General features: G+C 64.1%; 22 protein-coding genes. 10 read left to right on the top strand and 12 right to left on the bottom strand.

What is annotated here, in order from left to right; translation table 11 throughout:
* Positions 1–55: 55 nt before the first annotated feature.
* Genes ACSQ22_RS05910 through ACSQ22_RS05890 form a run of 5 tightly spaced genes read right to left on the bottom strand, consistent with a single transcriptional unit; the run spans position 56 to position 4,512 of the window.
* Positions 56–334, bottom strand: coding sequence for a septum formation initiator family protein (locus tag ACSQ22_RS05910; RefSeq protein ID WP_121420682.1), 279 nt, complete (start codon positions 332–334; stop codon positions 56–58).
* Positions 335–357: 23 nt separating this feature from the next.
* The gene (gene eno, locus ACSQ22_RS05905; RefSeq protein ID WP_055400881.1) at positions 358–1,644 is read right to left on the bottom strand and encodes a phosphopyruvate hydratase; all 1,287 of its coding nucleotides are present in this window, start codon (positions 1,642–1,644) and stop codon (positions 358–360) included.
* A gap of 24 nt (positions 1,645–1,668) precedes the next feature.
* Positions 1,669–1,974: a DUF1330 domain-containing protein gene (locus ACSQ22_RS05900; protein ID WP_121420681.1), complete on the bottom strand. Its 306-nt coding sequence runs from the start codon at positions 1,972–1,974 to the stop codon at positions 1,669–1,671.
* A 12-nt stretch (positions 1,975–1,986) separates the two neighbouring features.
* Positions 1,987–2,841: a 3-deoxy-8-phosphooctulonate synthase gene (gene kdsA, locus ACSQ22_RS05895; RefSeq protein WP_436129731.1), complete on the bottom strand. Its 855-nt coding sequence runs from the start codon at positions 2,839–2,841 to the stop codon at positions 1,987–1,989.
* A 12-nt stretch (positions 2,842–2,853) separates the two neighbouring features.
* The gene (locus ACSQ22_RS05890) at positions 2,854–4,512 is read right to left on the bottom strand and encodes a CTP synthase (protein WP_108496941.1); all 1,659 of its coding nucleotides are present in this window, start codon (positions 4,510–4,512) and stop codon (positions 2,854–2,856) included.
* A gap of 114 nt (positions 4,513–4,626) precedes the next feature.
* On the opposite strand from ACSQ22_RS05890, the gene coaBC reads away from it, so the two are divergent.
* From coaBC to ACSQ22_RS05870, 4 genes are all read left to right on the top strand, one after another.
* On the top strand, positions 4,627–5,850 hold the full coding sequence (gene coaBC, locus ACSQ22_RS05885) for a bifunctional phosphopantothenoylcysteine decarboxylase/phosphopantothenate--cysteine ligase CoaBC (RefSeq protein ID WP_228899419.1): 1,224 nt from the start codon (positions 4,627–4,629) through the stop codon (positions 5,848–5,850).
* Between the two features lie 21 nt (positions 5,851–5,871).
* Positions 5,872–6,342: a hypothetical protein gene (locus ACSQ22_RS05880; protein ID WP_436129730.1), complete on the top strand. Its 471-nt coding sequence runs from the start codon at positions 5,872–5,874 to the stop codon at positions 6,340–6,342.
* Between the two features lie 2 nt (positions 6,343–6,344).
* Entirely contained in the window at positions 6,345–6,791 is a 447-nt protein-coding gene (gene dut / locus ACSQ22_RS05875) for a dUTP diphosphatase (RefSeq protein ID WP_121505833.1), read from the top strand.
* A 195-nt stretch (positions 6,792–6,986) separates the two neighbouring features.
* The gene (locus ACSQ22_RS05870; RefSeq protein WP_436129729.1) at positions 6,987–7,478 is read left to right on the top strand and encodes a glycine zipper 2TM domain-containing protein; all 492 of its coding nucleotides are present in this window, start codon (positions 6,987–6,989) and stop codon (positions 7,476–7,478) included.
* Between the two features lie 59 nt (positions 7,479–7,537).
* Here the strand turns inward: ACSQ22_RS05870 and ACSQ22_RS05865 are convergent, their stop codons facing one another.
* The gene (locus ACSQ22_RS05865) at positions 7,538–8,062 is read right to left on the bottom strand and encodes an FKBP-type peptidyl-prolyl cis-trans isomerase (RefSeq protein WP_121420676.1); all 525 of its coding nucleotides are present in this window, start codon (positions 8,060–8,062) and stop codon (positions 7,538–7,540) included.
* Between the two features lie 54 nt (positions 8,063–8,116).
* On the opposite strand from ACSQ22_RS05865, the gene ACSQ22_RS05860 reads away from it, so the two are divergent.
* The 3 genes from ACSQ22_RS05860 to ACSQ22_RS05850 all read left to right on the top strand — a co-directional run bounded on the left by ACSQ22_RS05860 (position 8,117) and on the right by ACSQ22_RS05850 (position 10,245).
* On the top strand, positions 8,117–9,241 hold the full coding sequence (locus tag ACSQ22_RS05860) for a JmjC domain-containing protein (RefSeq protein WP_436129728.1): 1,125 nt from the start codon (positions 8,117–8,119) through the stop codon (positions 9,239–9,241).
* 26 nt (positions 9,242–9,267) lie between these two features.
* Positions 9,268–9,789: a hypothetical protein gene (locus ACSQ22_RS05855; RefSeq protein WP_121420674.1), complete on the top strand. Its 522-nt coding sequence runs from the start codon at positions 9,268–9,270 to the stop codon at positions 9,787–9,789.
* Positions 9,790–9,990: 201 nt separating this feature from the next.
* Positions 9,991–10,245, top strand: coding sequence for a hypothetical protein (locus ACSQ22_RS05850; protein ID WP_082437568.1), 255 nt, complete (start codon positions 9,991–9,993; stop codon positions 10,243–10,245).
* 133 nt (positions 10,246–10,378) lie between these two features.
* Here ACSQ22_RS05850 and ACSQ22_RS05845 read toward each other — a convergent pair whose 3' ends face one another.
* From ACSQ22_RS05845 to ACSQ22_RS05820, 6 genes are all read right to left on the bottom strand, one after another.
* Positions 10,379–11,161, bottom strand: a complete 783-nt coding sequence (locus tag ACSQ22_RS05845) for an MBL fold metallo-hydrolase (RefSeq protein ID WP_218300623.1) — start codon at positions 11,159–11,161, stop codon at positions 10,379–10,381.
* A gap of 90 nt (positions 11,162–11,251) precedes the next feature.
* On the bottom strand, positions 11,252–12,343 hold the full coding sequence (gene bamC, locus ACSQ22_RS05840) for an outer membrane protein assembly factor BamC (RefSeq protein ID WP_082437569.1): 1,092 nt from the start codon (positions 12,341–12,343) through the stop codon (positions 11,252–11,254).
* A gap of 45 nt (positions 12,344–12,388) precedes the next feature.
* Positions 12,389–13,285: a 4-hydroxy-tetrahydrodipicolinate synthase gene (gene dapA, locus ACSQ22_RS05835; protein WP_055400903.1), complete on the bottom strand. Its 897-nt coding sequence runs from the start codon at positions 13,283–13,285 to the stop codon at positions 12,389–12,391.
* A gap of 30 nt (positions 13,286–13,315) precedes the next feature.
* On the bottom strand, positions 13,316–13,870 hold the full coding sequence (locus ACSQ22_RS05830; RefSeq protein ID WP_436129727.1) for a class I SAM-dependent methyltransferase: 555 nt from the start codon (positions 13,868–13,870) through the stop codon (positions 13,316–13,318).
* Between the two features lie 79 nt (positions 13,871–13,949).
* On the bottom strand, positions 13,950–14,117 hold the full coding sequence (locus tag ACSQ22_RS05825) for a hypothetical protein (protein WP_176886539.1): 168 nt from the start codon (positions 14,115–14,117) through the stop codon (positions 13,950–13,952).
* Positions 14,118–14,141: 24 nt separating this feature from the next.
* Positions 14,142–15,359 (bottom strand): MFS transporter, encoded by a 1,218-nt coding sequence (locus tag ACSQ22_RS05820; protein ID WP_055400907.1) that lies wholly within the window; start codon positions 15,357–15,359, stop codon positions 14,142–14,144.
* Between the two features lie 130 nt (positions 15,360–15,489).
* Here ACSQ22_RS05820 and ACSQ22_RS05815 point away from each other — a divergent pair, with 130 nt between their 5' ends.
* From ACSQ22_RS05815 to parC, 3 genes are read left to right on the top strand one after another with little or no spacing between them, the layout of a single operon-like run.
* Positions 15,490–17,472, top strand: coding sequence for a DNA topoisomerase IV subunit B (locus tag ACSQ22_RS05815; RefSeq protein ID WP_218300624.1), 1,983 nt, complete (start codon positions 15,490–15,492; stop codon positions 17,470–17,472).
* Positions 17,473–17,511: 39 nt separating this feature from the next.
* Positions 17,512–18,345 (top strand): lytic transglycosylase domain-containing protein, encoded by an 834-nt coding sequence (locus tag ACSQ22_RS05810; RefSeq protein WP_228899446.1) that lies wholly within the window; start codon positions 17,512–17,514, stop codon positions 18,343–18,345.
* Positions 18,342–20,699, top strand: coding sequence for a DNA topoisomerase IV subunit A (parC, locus tag ACSQ22_RS05805; RefSeq protein ID WP_228899447.1), 2,358 nt, complete (start codon positions 18,342–18,344; stop codon positions 20,697–20,699). Before ACSQ22_RS05810 ends, parC begins: the two co-directional genes overlap by 4 nt.
* Positions 20,700–20,701 lie beyond the last annotated feature (2 nt).

The raw sequence follows: 20,701 nt of genomic DNA, 5'->3' as shown, positions 1-20,701 counted from the left end.
ACGGGCGGCTTTTGGGGACCGGGGCTCTGAACCCCGGAGGGGCGAGCACAAGGACTCAGCGTGGCGTGAACTGCACGTAGACCTCGTTGGGCTTGACCATGCCCAGTTCGCTGCGCGCCTTTTCTTCCACCATGTCGAGCCCTTCCTTGAGGTCATGCACCTCGGACGACAAGCGCTCGTTGGCCAGCTTTGCCTGGTCATTGGCAGCCTTTTGCACATCGATTTGCCGCTGCATCTCGTTGACGCGCGGCACGCTGCCCCGCCCGAGCCAGAGCTGGGCGTGCAGCGCTGCCAGCAGAGCCAGCAGGATCACAGGCACAAGGCGGGAGCCCATGGCTCGCTCGGGCTGGATGGGGATCAGCGCAGGTTATAGAACGCAGCGCGGCCGGGGTACTGAGCGATTTCACCCAGGTCTTCCTCAATGCGCAGCAGCTGGTTGTATTTGGCGATACGGTCCGAGCGGCTCAGCGAGCCGGTCTTGATCTGGCCTGCGTTGGTGCCCACGGCGATGTCTGCAATGGTGCTGTCTTCGGTTTCGCCCGAGCGGTGCGAGATCACGGCGGTGTAGCCTGCGCGCTTGGCCATCTCGATGGCGGCAAAGGTTTCGGTCAGCGTACCGATCTGGTTGATCTTGATCAGGATCGAGTTGGCGATGCGCTTGTCGATGCCTTCCTTCAGGATCTTGGTGTTGGTCACGAACAGGTCGTCACCCACCAGCTGCACCTTGTCGCCCAGGCGTTCGGTCAGGTGTTTCCAGCCGTCCCAGTCGCCTTCGTGCATGCCGTCTTCGATGCTGATGATCGGGTACTTGTCCACCCAGGCCGCCAGCATGTCCGTCCACTGCTGGGCGGTGAGTTTGAGGCCGCCTTCGCCTTCCAGCACGTAGTGGCCGTCCTTGTAGAACTCGCTCGCGGCGCAGTCCAGGCCCAGGGCGATCTGTTCGCCCGCCGTGTAGCCAGCGGCTTCGATGGCTTGCAGGATCAGGCGGATGGCGGCTTCGTGGTTTTCAACGCTGGGGGCAAAGCCGCCTTCGTCGCCCACGGCAGTGCTGATGCCCTTGTCGTGCAGAATCTTCTTGAGCGCGTGGAACACTTCGGCGCCCCAGCGCACGGCTTCGCGGAACGTGGGAGCGCCCACGGGGATGATCATGAACTCTTGCAGGTCCAGGCTGTTGTTGGCGTGCGCGCCGCCGTTGATCACGTTCATCATGGGCACGGGCAGTTGCACGCTGCCCATGCCGCCCAGGTAGCGGTACAGGGGCAGGCCGGACTCTTCGGCGGCGGCGCGGGCCACGGCCATCGACACGGCCAGCATGGCGTTGGCGCCCAGGCGGCTCTTGTTCTCAGTGCCGTCGAGGTCGATCAGGGTCTTGTCCAGGAAGGCCTGCTCGGAGGCATCCAGGCCCAGCACGGCTTCGCTGATCTCGGTGTTGATGTATTCCACGGCCTTGAGCACACCCTTGCCCAGGTAGCGGCCCTTGTCGCCGTCGCGCATTTCAATGGCTTCGCGGCTGCCGGTGGAGGCGCCCGACGGCACGGCGGCCCGGCCCATCACGCCCGATTCGAGCAACACGTCGCATTCGACGGTGGGGTTGCCGCGGCTGTCCAGAATTTCGCGACCTACGATGTCAACGATTGCGCTCATTTTTTTCCTTTGGATAGATAGAGGTCAGACCGGGGCGTCAACGCCTTCGACCAGCACCATATTGAAAAACTCGGTCGCACCGGCGCGCTTGCTGCGCGCGGCACGGTACAGCTCGGCGTCGTAGAAAGCCTTGGCGGCATCGAAACTGGGAAAGCGCAGCATCGCCACGCGCGCGGGCGTCCAGTTGCCTTCCAGGGTCTCGAACTTTCCGCCGCGCACCAGGTATTCGCCACCGTGGGCCTTCACGGCTGCGGGCGCGGCCGCCATGTAGTCTTTGTACTGTTCGGGGTTGGACACTTTCATGTCCACGATGATGTAGGCAGCTGGCATGGGGTCGTCCTGTTAGTTGAAGTTGTTTTCGAGAAATCCGCTTTTCTTCGTGATGTCGTCAAGTGCCACCAGGGTTTCGAGCAGCGCCTTCACGTGCTTGAGCGGCACGGCGTTGGGGCCGTCCGACCAAGCCTCAGCAGGGCGGGGGTGGGTTTCCATGAACAGGCCCGCCACGCCCACGGCTACACCGGCGCGGGCCAGCACGGGCACCATGTCGCGCGCGCCACCACTCACGGCACCCAGGCCGCCGGGTTTTTGCACCGAGTGGGTGACGTCAAACACCACGGGCGCACCGGAGTTGCGCATCTCGGCCAGGCTGGTCATGTCGGCAACGAGGTTGTTGTAGCCAAAGCTCACACCGCGCTCGCAGGCCAGGAAGCGGTCTTCCGACAGGCCAACTTCGGCCGCTGCAGCCCGGGCCTTGTCGATGACGTTCTTCATGTCCCAGGGCGCCAGGAACTGGCCCTTCTTGATGTTCACCGGCTTGCCGCTTTGCGCCACCGCGCGGATGAAATCCGTCTGGCGGCATAGGAACGCAGGCGTTTGCAGCACGTCTACCACGCTGGCCACCTCGGCCACGTGCGAGGTGTCGTGCACGTCGGTCAGGATGGGCAGCTGCAGCTGGCGGCGCACTTCATCGAGGATCTTGAGGCCAGCGTCGATGCCGACGCCGCGCTTGCTGGTGCCGGAGGAGCGGTTGGCCTTGTCGAACGAGCCCTTGTAGATCAGCGGAATGCCCAGCGGCGCGCAGGCTTCCTTGAGCTGGCCTGCGACGTCGAGCGACATTTCCAGGCCTTCAATGGAGCAAGTGCCCGCGATCAGGAAAAAGCGCTGGTCCAGGCCAACGTTGAATCCGCACAGCTGCATGCTTGAGTCCCCTTATGCTTTTTTTGCGGCTTGCTGGTGTTCCACTGCGGCCTTGATAAAGGCGTTGAACAGCGGGTGGCCGTTCCAGGGCGTGGACTTGAACTCGGGGTGGAACTGCACGCCGATGAACCAGGGGTGCACGGTTTGCGGCAGCTCCACGATTTCGGTGAGTTCTTCACGCTGGGTCAGCGCCGAGATCACCAGGCCCGCCTTGCGCAGCTGGTCCAGGTAGTTCACGTTGGCTTCGTAGCGGTGGCGGTGGCGCTCGGTCACCACGTCGCCGTAGATGCTGTGGGCCAGCGTGTCCTTGGACACGTCCGAGCTCTGCGCGCCCAGGCGCATGGTGCCGCCCAGGTCCGAGTTTTCATCGCGCTTCTTGATGGTGCCGTCTGCATCCTTCCACTCGGTGATCAGTGCGATCACGGGGTGGGGCGTGGTGGGGTCGAACTCGGTGCTGTTGGCGTTGGCCAGGCCTGCCACATGGCGGGCGTATTCGATGGTGGCCACCTGCATGCCCAGGCAGATGCCCAGGTAGGGCACCTTGCGTTCGCGGGCAAACTGCGCCGTGGCGATCTTTCCTTCCACGCCACGCTGGCCGAAGCCGCCGGGCACCAGGATGGCGTCGTACTTGGCCAGCTTGGCGGCCGCGTCGGCGCTGTCGATGGTCTCGGAATCGACATGGTCGATCTTCACGCGCACATGGTTGCGCATGCCCGCGTGGCGCAGGGCCTCGTTGACCGACTTGTAGCTGTCCGACAGGTCCACATACTTGCCGACCATGGCGATGGTGACTTCGCCCTGGGGGTGTTCGGTTTCGTACACCAGGTCGTCCCAGCGCTTGAGGCTGGTGGGTGGGGTGTTCAGACGCAGCTTGTCGCAGATCAGGCCATCGAGGCCCTGTTCGTGCAACATTCGGGGCACCTTGTAGATGGTGTCCACGTCCCACATGCTGATCACGCCCCACTCGGGCACGTTGGTGAACAGCGAGATCTTGGCGCGCTCCTCTTCAGGGATGCGGCGGTCGGCGCGGCACAGCAGCGCGTCGGCCTGGATGCCGATTTCGCGCAGCTTTTGCACGGTGTGCTGGGTGGGCTTGGTTTTCAGCTCCCCCGCTGCAGCGATCCAGGGCAGGTAGGTCAGGTGCACGAAGGCTGCGTTGTTCGGGCCCATGCGCAGGCTCATCTGGCGCACGGCTTCCAGGAACGGCAGCGATTCGATGTCACCCACGGTACCGCCGATTTCGACAATGGCCACATCCACGGCATCGGGCGTGCCAATGCCGGCGCCGCGCTTGATGAATTCCTGGATTTCGTTGGTGACGTGGGGAATGACCTGCACGGTCTTGCCCAGGTAGTCGCCGCGACGTTCCTTCTCCAGCACGGACTGGTAAATCTTGCCCGTGGTGAAGTTGTTGGTTTTCTTCATGCGCGTTTCGATGAAACGCTCGTAGTGGCCCAGATCCAGGTCGGTTTCTGCGCCGTCGTCGGTCACGAAAACCTCGCCGTGCTGGAACGGCGACATGGTGCCCGGGTCTACGTTGATGTAGGGGTCAAGCTTGATGAGGGTGACTTTGAGTCCCCGCGATTCGAGGATCGCGGCAAGGGAGGCTGAGGCGATTCCCTTACCGAGGGAAGACACCACACCGCCGGTGACGAAGACAAATTTGGTCATGTCTGAAGGGGGCCTCTCGCGAGAGGTCTCCTGGTGGTGGGAAATTGGGATTATAGATGGCACCCCGGCGACACCCCGCCGGGCAGGGTCACCCCCGTCTGCTAAATTCGCCCCATGAATGAGCTTGTTGGCAAACACATTGTTCTGGGTCTGAGCGGGGGCGTGGCTTGCTACAAGGCGGCTGATCTGTGCCGCCAGCTCATCAAGGAAGGCGCCACCGTGCAGGTGGTGATGACCGAGGCGGCTGAACAATTCATCACGCCGGTCACCATGCAGGCGCTGTCTGGCCGCACGGTGTACGGCTCGCAGTGGGATGCGCGCGAGCCCAACAACATGCCCCACATCAACCTGAGCCGTGAGGCCGACGCGATCTTGATAGCGCCATGTAGCGCCGATTTCATCGCGCGGCTGGTGCAGGGCAGGGCGGATGAGCTGCTCAGCTTGCTGTGCCTGGCCCGCCCTGCGCAGCGGGTGCCGTTGCTGCTGGCTCCGGCCATGAACCGCGAGATGTGGGCCCATCCGGCCACGCAGCGCAACCTGGCCCAGGTGGCGCAGGATGGCGCGGTGGTGCTGGGTGTGGGCAACGGAGACCAGGCTTGTGGCGAGACTGGCGATGGCCGGATGCTGGAGCCTGTGGAGCTGCTGGAAGAGTTGATTGCCTTCTTCGCGCCCAAGGTCCTGGCGGGGCGCAAGGTGCTGGTGACGGCGGGGCCCACTTTTGAGGCGATCGATCCCGTGCGTGGCATCACCAACCTCTCGAGCGGAAAGATGGGTTTTGCCATTGCCCGTGCGGCCCGCGAGGCCGGTGCCGAAGTCACTTTGGTCGCAGGGCCTGTGCATGTGCCCACGCCACGTGGGGTGCAGCGTGTGAATGTGCAGTCGGCCCAGGAGATGCTGGCGGTTGTACAGCGCCATGTGCAGGCGGCGTCGGTGTTCGTTGCCACCGCTGCCGTGGCGGACTGGCGGCCCGCCAGCCAGTCCTCCCAGAAAATCAAGAAAGACGGCTCGGGCCAGACACCGACCCTGGGTTTCGTGGAAAACCCCGACATCCTGGCCATGGTCGCGAAGTCATCGCATGCCCTGGAGGGTGATCTCTTTTGCGTCGGTTTTGCTGCTGAAAGCCATGATCTGCTGGCCCACGCCACGGCCAAGCGTGCGCGCAAAGGGGTGCCGCTGCTGGTGGGCAACATTGGCCCTGCCACCTTTGGGCAGGATGACAATGCCCTGCTGTTGGTGGACGCCCAAGGGCACCGCGAGCTGCCCCGGGCTTCCAAGCGGGTGCTGGCCCAGCAGCTGATCGGGGAGATTGCGGCGCGGTTGTCCCCTGTGGGTTCCTAGAGGTCTTTGCCGGGAGGCCGTATGAAGACTGGTGCCACCAAGCCTGAATGGGATACGCCGCCCGATGGCGACTTTGCACGCTACGTGGAACGGCTGACCGCGCCTGCACCTGCCAGAGGTGTACAGGCTCCAGCCCCTGGCTCCACCACCGCCCAGAAGCCCGCTGGGGCGGGTGGGGTGCGCCCGGCGCCCCAGTCCGCTCCGCCGGATCTCGCCCTGGTTCTGAAGCCTTTGCTGGGCGTTGTGCGTGCGGTGCGCGCCGTGCTGCTGGTGTTGATTGTCTTGCACGGGGTGGCGCTGTTCATGTTCAGTCAAGGGTCTTTGCCGGGGCTCGCGGTCATGGCGGCCATCTGGTGGGGGTTGGGGCGTTTGATCGACGTGGCTCCCAAGGCCCTATCATCCGCAGCCTTCGGGGCCGCGTCTGGCGTGGAGCCCTTGCAGGAGCGGCTGCGGCAAGTGGCCCAGCAGCGCACAACTGGAAAGAAGAAATAACCGTGAAGATTGACGTGAAGATTCTGGATCCGCGCATGGCGGACCAATTGCCCACCTATGCCACCCCCGGCAGTGCTGGCCTGGACCTGCGCGCTTGCCTGGATGCTCCGCTCACCCTGCAGCCGAATGCCTGGCAACTGGTGCCCACGGGCATTGCCGTCTACCTCAAAGACCCCGGGTACGCCGCGCTGATTCTGCCGCGCTCGGGTCTGGGCCACAAGCATGGCATCGTGCTGGGCAATCTCGTGGGCCTGATTGACAGCGACTACCAGGGGCAGCTCATGGTGAGCGCCTGGAACCGCAGCAGCACCGCATTCACGCTGGAGCCCATGGAGCGGCTCGCACAGCTGGTGATCGTTCCGGTGGTGCAGGCGCAGTTCAATGTGGTGACTGAGTTTGCAGCGACGGAGCGGGGCGAGGGTGGCTACGGGTCAACCGGGAAGGCCTGAGCACCGGGCTTAATGGGGTCGTGGCAGGTTGGGGTTGTAAGACGCCGCTTACCTTTGGATGGGTTTGTTACTGACGCAGGCGCAGCCCCTGCGTCTACGGGACAGGGGGCTGGGGCGTTGTTCCAATCTAGGTATGCGCACCAAGGCCGGATTCCCTGCAAGCCGTGTGCACCCCCTGACTTTAGGAGTACGAAAATGCTGCAAATTACCCGTTCTTTCGCCATCGCTGGCGCCGTGGTCCTTGTGGGCTCGTTGGCCGCCTGCGGCCACAACCGATCGGCCCCTGCGCCACAATATTCGGGGGGCTACCAAACGGCGCCGGCCTACCCGAACAATCCGGCCGGCACGGAGTACGGTCGGGTTTCCAATATCGAAGTGCTGCAGGGGCGGTCGCAAGGCCAGACCTCCGGGGCTGGTGCTGTGATCGGCGCTGTCGTCGGTGGTGTTCTGGGCAACCAGATCGGCAAGGGCTCCGGTCGTGCCGCCGCAACCGGCGTGGGCATTGTTGGAGGCGCAGTAGCAGGCAATGCCATTGAAGGCCGCAACAACAGCCAGGAAGTACAGGGCTACCGCCTGTCGGTGCAACTCGATCACGGCGGCTACCGCGTCTACGACGTAAGCAGCCCCGGCGATTTGCGCATTGGCGACCGTGTTCGCCTGTACAACGGCCAGATTTCACGCCTTTAATCGACCATTCGGGCTTGGCTAGGCTCTGAAAACCGTTCAGGGCCTTCCTTTCGCCCAGCTCAGTGGAGCAGGTTACTGCCAGGCGCCTGCGGCTGTACCCGAAAAAAGCCTGTGCCGGCGCTGCCCCGGCCAATTTCCTCTTCGGTGGCTTCCCGCACGGCCTGTACGGTCAACTGCAAGCGCAGTGCAATTCCCGCCAGCGGGTGATTGCCGTCCAGGACCACATGCTCCGGATAGATCTCCGTGACCGTGTAGAGCCCCGTGCGGGGGGCATCGGGATTGCAGCCCTCGGGCAGCGCGGCGCCGTCAAACGTCATTCCCTCTTCGATCTCTGCCGGAAAAAGATCGCGTGGCTCCAGGAACAGCAGTTGGTCGTTGAAGTCACCAAACGCATCTTCGGGCTCCAGGTGCAACGCCAGCGTGGCACCGGGGCCGTGGCCTTGGAGGGCTTCTTCGATGCGGGGTAGAAGGTCGTCGCCGCCCACCAGAAACTCTACGGGATCGTCGAGCACATCCAGTTCTTCGCCAAGGGTGTCTTTCAGTGTCCAGGTCAGTGCGACCACACATTGTTGGGTAATTTCCATAGGAGAATTGTCGCAGTTTGACCAACGGCTCCGCAAAGGGGCAGACGAGTTCCCATGGATATCCTGCAACCCCTTACCCTGCTCGGTGGCCTGACCCCCGCGCAGTTCATGCGCCGCCATTGGCAGAAGAAGCCCTTGCTGGTGCGCCAGGCCATTCCCCAGTTTGCTCCCCCTGTGTTGCGGTCGGAGCTGTTCGCGCTGGCTGCCCAGGAGGGCGTGGAGTCCCGCCTCGTGCAACTGGCCAAAGGGGCGTGGAAGCTGCGCCATGGACCCTTTCAAAGGCGTGCCCTGCCTGCGCTCCAGCAGCCCGATTGGACTTTGCTGGTGCAGGGCGTTGACCTGCACAACGACGCCGTGCATGCGCTGATGCAGCAGTTCAGGTTTGTGCCGGAGGCGCGGCTTGATGACCTCATGATCAGTTATGCGTCCGACGGCGGTGGTGTGGGCCCGCATTTCGACAGTTACGACGTCTTTCTGTTGCAGGCCCACGGAACGCGTCGTTGGCGCATTGGCCGCCAGAAGGATCTCACGCTGCGCGAAGGTATTCCCCTCAAAGTGCTGGCGCAGTTCGAGCCTGAAGAGGAGTACCTGCTGGAGCCGGGCGACATGCTGTACCTGCCGCCGCGTTATGCCCACGATGGCATCGCCGAGGGCGAATGCATGACTTATTCGATCGGCTTTAAGGTGCCGTCGCGCGCCGAACTGGGCCAGGAATTGTTGGTGCGCCTGGCCGAGGATGCTGCGGATCAAGACAAGCCCCTCCTGTACCGCGATGCCCAGCAGGAAGCTGTGTCTCAACCTGCGGCCATTCCGGCGGGTTTGCAGGACTTCGCGCGGGATGCTTTGAGCCGCGCACTGGCGCAGCCCCTTGTTTTGGAGTGCGCACTGGGGGAGTATCTGACTGAGCCCAAGCCGAATGTGTGGTTCGAACCCGGCGATACAGGCGTGATGCTGGAAGGGGTGCGCCTGGACCGCCGCAGCCGCATGATGTACGACACTCACCATGTGTTCATCAATGGCGAGAGCTACCGCGCAGCAGGCCGCGATGCAACGCTAATGCGCCGCCTGGCTGATGAACGTCAGTTGACCGCCCGCGAGCTTGCGCGCGCCAGTGACGACGCGCTGGAGCTGCTGTCGTCCTGGTGTGATGCGGGCTGGGCCCACGTCTGGGCTGGATAGATCGAGGCACCCCAGGAGACGCCGCCATGACCGAGACTTCTGCCAGTTCCGCCGATTCGCGGCCCGATCTCCCGGTGGGTCGTTTCAGCAGCCGTGAAGTGTTTCAGCAAATGGTGCGCGACGCGATTGCCACAGCCGCCCGGGATGGCTGGAAGGAAATTGTGATCAGCGATGCGAATTTCCATGACTGGCCCCTGGGCGAACGCAGTGTGGTGGAGGCCTTGCAGGATTGGGCCCATGGAAGTCGGCGTTTCACCATGCTGGCGTGCAGCTACGATGATGTGATACGTCGGCACGCGCGTTTTGTGCGTTGGCGGGGCACCTGGGACCACATCATCAATTGCCGTCGCAGCCCGGCGGCTGATCCCCTGGATATTCCCAGTGCATTGTGGTCCCCGCACTGGGTGATGCAACGGCTGGACCCGGAGCGGTGCGTGGGGGTTGCAGGCTTTGAACCAGATCGCCGTGTACTGCTGCGCGAGACGCTCAACGAGTGGGTGCGCAGCAAAAGCACGCCCGGTTTCCCCGCATCGACGCTGGGGTTATGAGCCAAATGCGCGCTTTGCGCCTTGTCAATTGGGCGTAAAGGTTTCGTCAGTGTTAGTCTGTATTGACTAAATACCAATATAATCAGCGGCTGCGCCGAAAAGGTGCAAGCCAAGCGCATTGTGCCAAAGCGTACCGGGGCTTCCAAAAAGCCTGACGCCGTGGCTTTTCAAGATTCTGTCTGTCCAACTAGGAAAATCGAAATGAAGAACTCTCTCGTTCTGGCCGCCCTGATCGCCGCTGCTGCACTCGCCGCTTGTGGCAAGAAGGAAGAGCCCGCTCCTGCTCCAGCACCAGCTGCCGTGGAAGCCCCAGCTCCAGCACCCGCACCAGCTCCTGCCGCTTCTGAAGCCGCTCCTGCCGCTTCCGACGCTGCCTCGGCTCCTGCTGCCGATGCTGCCAAGGCTGCCGCTGACGCTGCTGCCACCGCTGCTACTGGCGCTTCCGCAGCCAAGTAATTCGCTGCAGGCCGCAGCAGGTTGCAAAACCTGCTATCGACCGAGAGCCCCGCACCGCAAGGTCGGGGCTTTTTCTTTTTTGGGGCGTTTTCCTTCCCCGGAGTTGGTCGTTTGCGGCGTGACCGGAGTCACTTCATCCTGCAACTGCAAGCCAGGGCGTTCCCACCGTTGGGCTGGCGACGGTGATTTCCTCGGCGGACCACTCCAGTGCAAGGCCTAGCGCCTGTTGAGCGAGGCTGGGTGCATTGTTCTGTGCGCTCAGGTGGGCGGCCACCACACGCTGCAGGCCAGGGTGCCGCACGGCACGCAGGATGTCGGCTGTCGCAAAATTGGCCAAGTGCCCATACGGTCCCCCGACGCGGCGTTTCAAGAAGGTCGGATACCGGGATGCTTCGAGCATTGCGGGGTCGTGGTTGGCTTCAATCATCAACGCATGGCAGCCTTGTAGTTGCTGCAGAACATGGTCGCTGGCGTGGCCCAGGTCGGTGAGCACGCCCAGGTGGGATGCGCCGTCCGAGCAGCGCAGCTGCAGCGGCTCGCGCGCATCATGGGGCACCGTGAAGGGCAGGGCGCTGAAGGTGCCGAGGTCCAGAGCCTCCATGTCGTGTGCGATGCGCAGCATGCCATCAAAGTCGGGGGCTCCGAGGGCGGCGTAGGTGCCCTGGCTCATCCATACCGGGATGCGGTAGCGCACGGCCACGGCCAGTGCACAGCCGATGTGGTCCGAGTGTTCGTGGGTGATGAAGACGGCATCCAGGTCTTCGATCTGCAACTGCGCTTGCGCCAGGCGGGTCTGCAGTTGCCGGATGCCGAATCCGCAATCGATCAGCAGGCGGCGTACCTGTGTGCCGCTGCTGCCTTCCACCACCGTGGCATTGCCCGTGCTGCCGCTACCCAGGTTCTTGAAACGCAGCATGTCGTGGTTGAAGGCGCTTGCCGCGCAGCACCTCTGTAGCCTGGACCCCGGGCCCAGTCAGGGGGAGCGAAGAGGCGCGCGGTTCGTCGCTTATTTCAGATCGTCGGCAATCACGCGGACGATGCGCTCGGCATTGGCGGACGATTCGGGGACGCCGGCTTCGTTGAGCACCGATACCGTGGTGGACTCCCCTTGGCTGCGCACCAGAATGCGGTACTTGAGTGGAGGTGTGGCGTTGGACGAGCTGAAGAGTTTGCCGAAGAACCCTGGCTCCTTCTTCTCGGCATTGGGAGCCACATAGCGCACAAAGTAGGTGCCTTCATTGCGATTGCGGTCTTCCACCGTGAAGCCGGTGCGGTCCAGGGCCAGGCCGATGCGGCGCCAGGCGCGGTCAAAACCCTCGTCAAGCTGGACCACGGGTTTGTTGTCCACCGTGGCCATGCGGGCCGACTGAGCGCGTGGGGCAGGGGCCGCAGCCACTGCCTTGGACTGCTCTTGGCTCACGCCCAGCTTGACCATCAGGCGGCGCAGGAATTCGGTTTCGAGTTCCGGGTCGGAAGGGCGGGGTTGCCACACGGTGCTGTCTTTGGAAACGTTGCCGTAGACCTCAATCATGCCGCGGTGGGTGATGTAGATCTCAGTGCCGCCATTGGCGTTGCGCTCCAGGCGCGTGCGGAACTTGTCGCGTTCACCGGTGGAGTACAGCGAGTCGAGCAGCTTGCCCAGGGTCGAGCGGATGAAATCCTGCGGCAGCTTGGCGCGGTTTTCGGCCCAGTCGGTTTCCATGATGCCCACGTTGGCGTCTGCCTGCGCCAGGTTGAAGCCGCTTTCCTGCCAGAAGTCGCGCACGGGTTCCCAGAGCTTGTCGGCCGGGCGGTTGACCACCAGCCAGCGCTGGTTGCCGTCGCGCTCGATGCGCACGTCGCCCAGTTGCAGGGCTGCGGCGTTGGCGGTGCCCGATGGCTGAGCAGCCTGGCCGGCCTGCATGGCGGCGGCCGAGACGGCGCCGCCTGGGACGTTGTAGCGTGAATCACGCGACAGCTGGGTCAGGTCTGGCGGGACTTCCAGGGTCGAGCCTTTGGTCGCGCTCTTGTAGTCGATCTTGTCGCCCTCCAGGGCGGCACAGGCAGACAGGGCCATGGCAAGGGCCAGCAGGCTCAGGCGGGTGGTAGCAGCTTTCACGCGGAAATCCTTGGAGAGTGTCTCGGGGAGCGGGCGCAGCCCGGATTAGATCAGGCCGCTGGTGCGCAGCGCAGATTCGACCACAGCCTCGTTGCTGGTGGTCAGCGGCGTCATGGGCAGGCGCATCGTGCCACCGCACAGGCCCATGCGGGCCATGGCCCACTTGACCGGGATGGGGTTGGCTTCGACAAACAGGTTCTTGTGCACCGGCATCAGCTTGAACTGGATTTCCATGGCCCGGCGTGCATCGCCCGCCAGGGCAGCCACACACAGTTCGTGCATCAGGCGCGGGGCGACGTTGGCCGTCACGCTGATGTTGCCGTGGCCTCCGCACAGCATCAGCGCCACAGCGGTCGGGTCGTCGCCCGAATACACACCAAAGCCCTTGGGCACATCGCGGATGAGCCACTGGGCGCGTTCGATGTTGCCGGTGGCTTCCTTGATGCCGATGATGCCGGGCACCTGGGTCAGGCGCAGCACGGTGTCGTGTTGCATATCGGCCACCGAGCGGCCGGGCACGTTGTACAGCACGATGGGCAGGTCGCCCGTGGCTTCGGCAATCGCCTTGAAATGCTGGAACTGGCCCTCTTGCGTAGGCTTGTTGTAGTACGGCACGACCTGCAACTGGCTGTCGGCCCCCACGCCGCGCGCGAACTTGGCCAGCTCGATGGCTTCGGCGGTCGAATTGGCGCCACAGCCCGCCATGATGGGCACGCGCTTGGCAGATTGCTCCACGGCCACGCGAATGATCTCGCAATGTTCTTCGACGTTGACGGTGGGCGACTCGCCCGTGGTGCCCACCACGCCGATGCAGTCGGTGCCTTCGGCAATGTGCCAGTCGATCAGTTTGCGCAGGGCCGGGTAGTCCACGCTACCGTCCTCGTGCATGGGAGTGACGAGGGCGACGATGCTGCCGGTGAGAGCGACGGAGGAAGAGGTCATGTCCGCAGTGGTAAACGGTAAAAGAGCATTCTAACTAGCCCACATGGGCAGAAGATGTCGTGAGGGTCCCCCAGGCGGCGGGAGTTCCCGCACGGCCGTGATGCGTTGCACGAAACGGTCGGGGTTTTTTTGGAAGCCGTCTTCATAGGCCAGGGTGCGCAGCCCCGTGCAGGCGGTCAGCAGTTCTCCGGGCTGCAGCAGGAATTCCGGCCGGGCCGGACGGCCCACGGTTTCGTTGCCGTGTGCAAAGGTCTCGTAGATCAACACACCGCCTGGGGCCACGCTTTCCACCAGGGTGGCCAGCAGGGGCCGCCACAGGTAGTTGGTGACCACCACGGCACCAAACTGGCGGCCTGCAAAGGGCCATGGGCTGCTCTCGATGTCGGCCAGTACCAGTTCACCCAGACCCTCGCAAGCGGCCAGAGCCTCGGCAGAGCGGTCCACCCCCACCACGGAGTGCCCCAGGCCGCGCAGCCAGCGCAGGTGGCGCCCGGCGCCGCAAGCCACGTCGAGCACCGTGCTGCCCGGCGCAATCAGGTGGGACCAGCGGCGGACCCAGTCGGAGGGAGCTTCGTTACCGTGCATGTGCTATTGAAAATATAGCTATCACCGCTTGTCCATCAAGCGCTAGCGGCCAAAAAACTTGAAAGAGGAAGGCGCGGGCTCAGAAGCACGCCCACATCTGGTCGGCCAGCATCACCATGAAGTCCGGCACCGTGTACATGCCAAACACCGCCAGGCACAGCACCACCGCCGTGATCCAGCCAAGCCAGCGCCATACCCGTGGCACGCTGCTGCCGGGCGGGGTGGTGGATGCGCTGACGGTGGGCATGAAGAAGTTCTTTGCAGGGGATGGTCAGGCAGGTTGGGCTGCGCCGCGCTGGATGGGGCTTTCCCGGACCGGCAGGTTTACCAGCCCGGCAAAAATACCCAGGCCGATGGCGATGTACCAGACGATATCGTAGCTGCCCGTCGCGTCATACAGATAGCCCCCCAGCCACACGCCCAGGAAGCTGCCGATCTGGTGGCTGAAGAACACGAAGCCGCCCAGCATCGACAGATGCTGCACGCCAAAGATTTGCGCGATGGTGGCGTTGGTGGGCGGGATGGTAGACAGCCACAGCGTGCCCATCACCGCCGAGAACACATACACCGACAGCGGTGACAGCGGCACGAGCAAGAACACACTGATGGCCGCAGCCCGCGCAAAGTAGATAAAAGCAAGGATGAACCGCTTGGGCATGCGCTGGCCCAGCGTGCCGGCCACATAGGTGCCAAGCACATTGAACAGGCCAATCAGCGCCAGTGCATAGCTTGCCACCTGGGGCGACAGGCCGTGGTCCTTGAGGTAGCTGGGCATATGCACGCCGATGAAAACCACCTGGAATCCACAGACGAAGTAGCCCGCCATCAACAGGTTGAAACTGGGGTAGCGGAACGCCTCGCCCAGCGCTTGCAGGATCGTCTGCTCGCGCTTGACCGGTGCTGCTCCCGCGAAGTTGGGCTCGCGCAGCCCAAAGGCCAGCGGCACGATGAGCAGCACCATCAAGGACAGCGCCAGCAGCGCCTGCTGCCAACCCAGTCCGGCAATCAGCCAGCCTTCCACCGGCACCATGAGGAACTGGCCGAACGAGCCTGCCGCAGCAGCCACACCCATGGCCCAGGACCGGCGTTCGGGTGCAATCTGGCGCCCCAGCACACCGTAGATCACGGCGTAGGTGGTGCCTGCCTGGGCCGCGCCAATCAGCACGCCCGCCGTCAGCGCAAACAGCGTGGGCGTGGGCGACAGTGCCATGCCCGCCAGGCCCAGGCCGTACAGCACGGCACCGCCCATCAGCACGCGGAACGCGCCAAACCGGTCGGCCACCATGCCCGCAAAAATGCCGATCAGGCCCCAGGACAGGTTCTGGATGGCAATCGCCAGTGCGAACGACTGGCGCGTCCAGCCCATCTCCTGGGTTATGGGCAAGAGCCAGAGTCCGAAGCCGTGGCGGATGCCCATCGACAGGGTCACGATGGCCGCGCCGCAGGCCAGCACCTGGAACATGGACAGTTTGGGAGGATTCGTATGCATGCGCAGGAATGTAGCCAGATTGCGTGAAACGTGCTGATACACCGGGGACCAATACAGTTGGCAGCAGGGGCGAAGGTGGGGCTGGTTTTATATCCAGCTATTGCTGCGTTGCCGCACTACAATCCGCCCCATGTCTGCCAAACCGTCTTCTGCATCCGCCAGCGAATATTCCGAAGGCTCGATCCGCGTGCTCAAGGGCCTGGAGCCCGTCAAGCAACGCCCGGGCATGTACACCCGCACCGACAACCCCCTGCACATCGTTCAGGAGGTGCTGGACAACGCGGCCGACGAGGCGCTGGCCGGGCACGGCAAGAAGATCCGCGTCACGCTGCATGCCGACGGCTCGGTCAGCGTGGAGGACGACGGCCGGGGCATCCCCTTCGGCATGCACCCCGAGGAAAACGCGCCGGTGATCGAGCTGGTGTTCACCCGCCTGCACGCGGGTGGCAAGTTCGACAAGGGCAAGGGCGGGGCCTACAGCTTCTCGGGCGGCCTGCACGGCGTGGGCGTGAGTGTGACCAACGCTTTGGCCACACGGCTGGAGGCAACGAGCTACCGCGAAGGCAAGGCGGCACGCCTGGTGTTCTCGGCCGGTGACGTGATCGAACCCCTGGTGGCCCGACCGCTGGAGGCGGGCGAGCGCAAGCAGGGCACGTCGGTGCGCGTATGGCCTGATGCCAAGTATTTCGAGTCGAGCGCGTTGCCCATGGGCGAGTTGACCCACCTGCTGCGCAGCAAGGCCGTGCTGATGCCGGGCGTGACGGTGCAGCTCGTCAACGAAAAAACCCGCGACACGCAAACCTGGCAATACAAAGGCGGCCTGCGCGACTACCTCATGCAGACGCTCAACGGCGACCCGGTGATCCCGCTGTTTGAAGGAGAGGGTTTTGCCGACCGCAACAACGAGAGTTTTGCGGAGGGCGAGGGTGCATCGTGGTGTGTGGCCTTCACCGAAGACGGCCAGCCCGTGCGCGAGAGCTACGTCAACCTGATTCCCACGAGCGCGGGCGGCACGCACGAGAGCGGCCTGCGCGACGGCCTGTTCAACGCGGTCAAGAGCTTTATCGAACTGCACAGCCTGCTGCCCAAGGGTGTGAAGCTGCTGCCCGAGGACGTGTTTGCGCGCGCCAGCTATGTCCTCTCAGCCAAGGTGCTCGACCCGCAGTTCCAGGGCCAGATCAAGGAGCGCCTGAACTCGCGCGACGCGGTGCGCCTGGTCAGCGGCTTTGTGCGCCCCGCGCTGGAGCTGTGGCTGAACCAGCATGTGGAATACGGCAAGAAGCTCGCCGAGCTGGCCATCAAGGCCGCGCAGACGCGCCAGAAGGCCGGGCAGAAGGTTGAAAAACGCAAGGGCTCCGGCGTGGCCGTGTTGCCCGGCAAGCTCACCGACTGCGAAAGCAAGGACATCGCCCACAACGAAGTCTTCCTGGTCGAGGGCGACTCGGCTGGCGGCAGCGCCAAGATGGGCCGCGACAAGGAAAGCCAGGCCATCCTGCCGCTGCGCGGCAAGGTGCTCAACACCTGGGAGGTGGAGCGCGACCGGCTGTTTGCCAACAACGAAATCCACGACATCTCGGTGGCCATCGGCGTGGACCCGCATGGCCCCAACGACACGCCGGATTTGAGCGGCCTGCGCTACGGCAAGGTTTGCATCTTGAGTGACGCCGACGTGGATGGCTCGCACATCCAGGTGCTGCTGCTCACGCTCTTCTTCCGCCACTTCCCCAAGCTCATCGAGACCGGCCACATCTATGTGGCGCGCCCGCCTCTGTTCCGCGTGGACGTGCCTGCCCGCGGCAAGAAGCCCGCCGCCAAGATGTATGCGCTGGACGATGGCGAACTGACGGCCATCCTCGACAAGTGCGCCAAGGACGGCGTGCCCAAAGAGAAGTGCCAGATCAGCCGCTTCAAGGGCCTGGGCGAGATGAACGCCGAGCAGCTGTGGGAAACCACGCTCAACCCCGACACCCGCCGCCTGCTGCCCGTGCAACTGGGCGACATGGACTTTGCCGCCACCGAAGGCCTCATCACCAAGCTCATGGGCAAGGGCGAAGCCGCCGCGCGCCGTGAGCTGATGGAGCTGCATGGCGATGCGGTCGAGATCGATATCTGACCGCATCGACGCGCTCCGCCCGGTGTTTTTGATCAAAATATGAATAAAAACAGTGCCCTGCGCTTGTCTGTATTGGGTTTGCTGCTATGTTTTGTGCAGCAAATGGCCCATGCGGACCTGTGGGCGCATGTGGACGAGCGCGGCGTGACGCACTTTGCGGCCGAGCAGGTCGATGCGCGCTACCAGCTGTTTTTTCGCGGCAACGACTTTGACTCCACCCGCGATGCGCCTGCCAATGCGTCGCCCATGCCCTATGCGCTGCCCGCAGCGGGCGCGCGCTTGCTGGCCTTTTTTGACATTGCCCCCGACTACAAACGCGTCAAACACCACCTGCGCGCTGCGTCCGCCAAACACGGTGTGGACTACGAGCTGCTGCAGGCCGTGATCGCGACCGAGTCCGGCTTTGACGCCACTGCCGTGTCGCCCAAGGGCGCCGTGGGCCTGATGCAGGTGATGCCCGCCACCGCCAACCGCTTTGGCGTGAGCAGCGACGCCAAGCGCACGGTGGAACAGAAGCTGGCCGACCCGGCGGTGAATGTGCCCACTGGCACCCGTTACCTGCGCCACCTGCTGGACCTGTTCCCCGGCCGCATGGACCTGGCCGTGGCGGCCTACAACGCCGGTGAAGGTGCGGTACAGCGCGCGGGCAACCAAATCCCCGCGTACAAGGAAACGCAGAGCTACGTGCGCACCGTGCTGGGCCTGTATGCCCAGCTCAAGCCCCCGGCACCCGTGCTGGCACAGCGTGCAGCGCCTGGCCGCGTACGCATGGAGCTCTCGGGCGGTGCCACCAACAGGGGCAACCTGCCGCCCACCCGCGTCGCGCAGACACGCGACCAGAACCTGAATCAAGAACCTGTAGTTAACGAATGAGCGACCAACCGACTTTGGATTTCACCACCGCAGGCGATGACGGGGGCGACTCCCTGGGCCTGGCAGGCTATGCCCAGCGCGCCTACCTTGAATACGCACTGTCGGTCGTCAAGGGCCGCGCGTTGCCCGATGTGTGCGACGGCCTCAAGCCCGTGCAGAGGCGCATCCTGTATTCGATGGACCGCATGGGCCTGGGCTACAGCGGCCCCACGCGCAATACTGCCGCCAAGCCGGTCAAGAGCGCCCGCGTGGTGGGCGATGTGCTGGGCCGCTTCCACCCGCATGGTGACCAGTCGGCCTACGACGCGCTGGTGCGCATGGCGCAGGACTTTGCCCAGCGCTACCCGCTGATCGACGGCCAGGGCAACTTCGGCAGCCGCGATGGCGATGGCGCCGCTGCCATGCGCTACACCGAGGCGCGCCTGTCGCGCATCACCAGCCTGCTGCTCGACGAGATCGACGAAGGCACCGTGGATTTCATGCCCAACTACGACGGCAGCACCGAGGAGCCGCGCCAGCTGCCCGCGCGCCTGCCGTTTGCGCTGCTCAACGGCGCCAGCGGCATCGCTGTGGGCCTGGCCACCGAGATCCCCAGCCACAACCTGCGCGAGATCGCCGACGCCTGCATTGCACTCATCAAGACACCTTCGCTGAGCCAGGACGAGCTACTGGCCATCGTGCCCGGGCCCGACTACCCCGGCGGTGGCCAGATCATCAGCAGCCCCGGTGACATTGCCGATGCCTACCGCAGCGGCCGGGGCAGCCTCAAGGTGCGCGCGCGCTGGAAGATCGAGGAACTGGCGCGTGGCCAGTGGCAACTGGTGGTGAACGAGCTGCCACCGGGCGTGAGCACGCAGCGCGTGCTCGAAGAGATCGAGGAAATCACCAACCCCAAAGTCAAGGCCGGCAAGAAGGCTCTGAGCCAGGACCAGACGCAGCTCAAGGCCAGCATCCTGGCTGTGCTCGATGTCGTGCGCGACGAGTCGAGCAAAGACGCGCCCGTGCGCCTGGTGTTCGAGCCCAAGACGGGCAAGACCCCGCAGCAGGAGCTGATCACCGCGCTGCTGGCGCACACCAGCCTGGAGACCTCGGCCCCGATCAACCTGACGATGGTGGGGCTCGACGGCAAGCCGGTGCAAAAGTCGCTGCGGGTGATGCTGGAAGAGTGGATCGCCTTCCGCCAGACAACGATCACGCGCCGCAGCCAGCACCGCCTGAACAAGGTGCTAGAGCGCATCCACATCCTCGAAGGGCGGCAGACCGTGCTGCTCAACATCGACGAGGTGATCGCCATCATCCGTGCGGCCGAGGAGCCCAAGGCCGCGCTGATTGCGCGCTTCAACCTCAGCGATCGACAGGCCGAAGACATCCTTGAAATTCGCCTGCGCCAGCTTGCGCGGCTCGAAGCCATCAAGATCGAGCAGGAACTGAAAGAACTGCGCGAAAGCCAGGGCAAGCTCGAAGACATTCTGAACAACCCCGGCTCGCTGCGCCGTACCATGGTCAAGGAGATCGAAGCCGATGCCAAGACCTTTGCCGATGCGCGCCGCACGCTGATCCAGGCCGAGAAAAAGGCTGTGGCCGAAGTGAAGGTGGTGGACGAGCCCGTCACGGTGATCGTCTCGCAAAAAGGCTGGGTGCGCGCTCGCACCGGCCATGGCCACGAGGCTGCCAGTTTTGCCTTCAAGGCGGGCGATGGCCTGTATGGCACGTTTGAATGCCGCACGGTCGATACCTTGCTGGCCTTTGGCAGCAATGGCCGCGTGTACTCGGTGGCGGTGTCATTGCTGCCCGGCGCACGCGGTGACGGCCAGCCGGTGACCACGCTCATCGAGCTGGAAGCCGGCACGCAGCTGCTGCACTACTTTGCAGGGCCCGCCAACGCCACGCTGCTGCTGTCCAACTCCGGTGGCTACGGCTTTCTGGCGGCGGTGGAGAACATGGTCTCGCGCCAGAAGGGCGGCAAGGCCTTCCTCACGTTGGGCGAGGGCGAGACGGTGTGTGTGCCTTCGCATGCTGCGGGCACCACGGGCAGCAAGCCCGTGCTGCCTGCCACGCATGTGGCCTGCGCCTCCACGGGCGGACGCATCCTCACGTTCGAGATCGCCGAGCTGAAAACCATGGTCAACGGCGGTCGCGGGCTGATGCTGATTGACCTGGAAGACAAGGACTCGCTGGCGGGCGCGGCGGCGTACACACGCAGCATTCGCCTGGATGGCATTGGCCGGGGTGGCAAGCAGCGCGACGAGACGCTGGAGATCCGCAGCCTGAACAACGCCCGCGCCGCGCGAGGCCGCAAGGGCAAGGCGGCGGACCTGGGCTTCAAGCCCAACGCAGTGACGCGCGTGGAGTAAGA

Source organism: Acidovorax sp. LjRoot38, assembly GCF_964252975.1.
GTDB lineage: Bacteria > Pseudomonadota > Gammaproteobacteria > Burkholderiales > Burkholderiaceae_C > Acidovorax > Acidovorax facilis.
This window is presented reverse-complemented; position numbering and strand designations above follow the sequence as displayed.

Excerpts from the sequence above, each read along its gene's own strand:
- ACSQ22_RS05910 (WP_121420682.1), bottom strand. The coding sequence starts at position 334 with ATGGGCTCCCGCCTTGTGCCTGTGATCCTGCTGGCTCTGCTGGCAGCG.
- eno (WP_055400881.1), bottom strand. The coding sequence starts at position 1,644 with ATGAGCGCAATCGTTGACATCGTAGGTCGCGAAATTCTGGACAGCCGC.
- ACSQ22_RS05900 (WP_121420681.1), bottom strand. The coding sequence starts at position 1,974 with ATGCCAGCTGCCTACATCATCGTGGACATGAAAGTGTCCAACCCCGAA.
- kdsA (WP_436129731.1), bottom strand. The coding sequence starts at position 2,841 with ATGCAGCTGTGCGGATTCAACGTTGGCCTGGACCAGCGCTTTTTCCTG.
- ACSQ22_RS05890 (WP_108496941.1), bottom strand. The coding sequence starts at position 4,512 with ATGACCAAATTTGTCTTCGTCACCGGCGGTGTGGTGTCTTCCCTCGGT.
- coaBC (WP_228899419.1), top strand. The coding sequence starts at position 4,627 with ATGAATGAGCTTGTTGGCAAACACATTGTTCTGGGTCTGAGCGGGGGC.
- ACSQ22_RS05880 (WP_436129730.1), top strand. The coding sequence starts at position 5,872 with ATGAAGACTGGTGCCACCAAGCCTGAATGGGATACGCCGCCCGATGGC.
- ACSQ22_RS05870 (WP_436129729.1), top strand. The coding sequence starts at position 6,987 with ATGCTGCAAATTACCCGTTCTTTCGCCATCGCTGGCGCCGTGGTCCTT.
- ACSQ22_RS05865 (WP_121420676.1), bottom strand. The coding sequence starts at position 8,062 with ATGGAAATTACCCAACAATGTGTGGTCGCACTGACCTGGACACTGAAA.
- ACSQ22_RS05860 (WP_436129728.1), top strand. The coding sequence starts at position 8,117 with ATGGATATCCTGCAACCCCTTACCCTGCTCGGTGGCCTGACCCCCGCG.
- ACSQ22_RS05855 (WP_121420674.1), top strand. The coding sequence starts at position 9,268 with ATGACCGAGACTTCTGCCAGTTCCGCCGATTCGCGGCCCGATCTCCCG.
- ACSQ22_RS05850 (WP_082437568.1), top strand. The coding sequence starts at position 9,991 with ATGAAGAACTCTCTCGTTCTGGCCGCCCTGATCGCCGCTGCTGCACTC.
- ACSQ22_RS05845 (WP_218300623.1), bottom strand. The coding sequence starts at position 11,161 with ATGCTGCGTTTCAAGAACCTGGGTAGCGGCAGCACGGGCAATGCCACG.
- dapA (WP_055400903.1), bottom strand. The coding sequence starts at position 13,285 with ATGACCTCTTCCTCCGTCGCTCTCACCGGCAGCATCGTCGCCCTCGTC.
- ACSQ22_RS05830 (WP_436129727.1), bottom strand. The coding sequence starts at position 13,870 with ATGCACGGTAACGAAGCTCCCTCCGACTGGGTCCGCCGCTGGTCCCAC.
- ACSQ22_RS05825 (WP_176886539.1), bottom strand. The coding sequence starts at position 14,117 with ATGCCCACCGTCAGCGCATCCACCACCCCGCCCGGCAGCAGCGTGCCA.
- ACSQ22_RS05820 (WP_055400907.1), bottom strand. The coding sequence starts at position 15,359 with ATGCATACGAATCCTCCCAAACTGTCCATGTTCCAGGTGCTGGCCTGC.
- ACSQ22_RS05815 (WP_218300624.1), top strand. The coding sequence starts at position 15,490 with ATGTCTGCCAAACCGTCTTCTGCATCCGCCAGCGAATATTCCGAAGGC.
- ACSQ22_RS05810 (WP_228899446.1), top strand. The coding sequence starts at position 17,512 with ATGAATAAAAACAGTGCCCTGCGCTTGTCTGTATTGGGTTTGCTGCTA.
- parC (WP_228899447.1), top strand. The coding sequence starts at position 18,342 with ATGAGCGACCAACCGACTTTGGATTTCACCACCGCAGGCGATGACGGG.